The following is a 1230-nucleotide window of genomic DNA, read 5'->3' on the forward strand; positions in this document are numbered from 1 at the left end:
TGGCGCGCTTGGGGGTCATAGCACCCAAGCTTAAGCTCTCTCGTCTGTTTCGGAGGGCCGATGCCTGGCACCTCCTGGAGCTGCGCGACGCTGGTGAAACCGCCGTTGGCTGTGCGGAACTCCGCGATCCGGGCGGCCAGGACCTCGCCCACGCCGGGCAGCTGCTCGAGTTGCTCCGCCGTCGCCGTGTTGAGGTCGAGCACCGTGGCCGCCGGGTCGGTGCCCGGAGCCGGGACGGGGGCGGCGGGGACGGCGGCGCCGGGCGGGGCGCCGATCAGGATCTGTTCGCCGTCGAGCAGGCGGCGGGCGAGGTTGACGGAGGCCGTGGCCGTGGCGTGGCGGGCTCCCCCGGCGGCGGTGACGGCGTCGGCCACCCGGGCGCCCATCGGGAGCGTGTAGATGCCGGGCTTGCGGACCTTGCCCGTGACGTGGACGGTGACGCTCGCGGTCGAGGACGGGGTCGCGGGGACGTGCCGGTGGGACGCGGGAGGCGGGGACGCCGGGGCCGGCAGCGGCTCCGGGACCGGCTGGGAACGCCACACGGAGATCCCCGCCACGATGGCCGCCAGCACGGCCAGCGCCACAAGGGCCTTGAGTGCCGGCCCTCCGGGGGCCAGGCCGGGGGCCTTGGCCTCCAGGGCGGCGCGGAAGGCCTGAAGGGTGGCGGGCACGCCGACAGGCACCTCGACGTGCCCTGCGGCGCCTGGGCGGCCCGGCGAGGGGCCCGGGGAGAAGGCCGTGGCGCTTGGGCGAACCGGCGAGGGGCCCGAGAAGGAGTCCGTGGAAGAGGCCGTGGCGCCTGGGAGGTCCGCTGAAGGCGCCGTGGCGCCTGGATGACCTGGTGAAGGGGCCGTGGTCCGCAATGAGGGGGGCGGGAGCGGCCCGACGGCACGGAGGGTGGTCGGGCCGGGTGAGGTGTCGCGCACGTAGGGGTGGCGGAGATGCGGGGACCTCAGCGGCCCGTCGTCCAGCCGCCCCGGGTCTTCGCCGTCGCGTCGGTCCGCGGAAGGTGCGCCGAGGGGCCGCCGCGGGTCCGGCGCGGCCAGGTGCGGATCGGGGGATGCCCCGCCGTCCGGCCGGGTCGGTGACGGGGCGGGAGGGTGAGGGTGGGCGAGGCCGGGCAGGCGAGGATCCGGGGATGGCTCGCCGTCCGGCCAAGTCCGTGACGGGGCGGGAGGATGGGGGGGGGCGAGGGGGCCGGGCAGGTGGCGGCCGGGGGCGGTGAGGGAC

Annotated in this window: 1 protein-coding gene; it reads right to left on the reverse strand. The window is 77.1% G+C overall.

The window, feature by feature from the left end:
• Positions 1-671 (reverse strand): ComEA family DNA-binding protein (locus CXR44_RS25625; protein ID WP_245899404.1); only part of this gene is annotated, 671 nt, incomplete at its 3' end.
• Positions 672-1230 lie beyond the last annotated feature (559 nt).

This window comes from Nonomuraea indica, assembly GCF_002850745.1.
GTDB classification, from domain to species: Bacteria; Actinomycetota; Actinomycetes; order Streptosporangiales; family Streptosporangiaceae; genus Nonomuraea; species Nonomuraea indica.